Raw genomic sequence first — 261 nt, 5'->3', positions numbered from 1 at the left:
CGTCGCTGAGCGTCGCCAGCCGCAGGCGCTGCGGCTCGCCCGGCGTGGCGCGGAACAGCCGCCAGGCCGCCCCGTCGTCGTCGGCAATCAGCACGTCGCCCTGCGGGTTGCGGCGGATAATCAGCCCTTCGCTCACGCTGTACAGCGCCCCGTCAGGCTCCGGCAGGGTAAAGCTGAGCGTGCGTCCGCTCTGCTCGTGCCAGGTGGCCCGGTCGCCCTCCAGCAGGATCACTTCGTCAAACAGCGTGGACCAGCCGGGGC

At 71.6% G+C, this 261-nt stretch carries 1 protein-coding gene; it reads right to left on the bottom strand.

Annotation, left to right across the window (positions count from 1 at the left end):
* Positions 1-261, bottom strand: a 261-nt coding sequence (locus tag F3J40_RS24680; protein WP_167018797.1) for a hypothetical protein, incomplete at both ends; no start/stop codon positions are given.

It is taken from the genome of Candidatus Pantoea multigeneris, assembly GCF_011752615.1.
Lineage (GTDB): Bacteria > Pseudomonadota > Gammaproteobacteria > Enterobacterales > Enterobacteriaceae > Pantoea > Pantoea multigeneris.
This window is presented reverse-complemented; position numbering and strand designations above follow the sequence as displayed.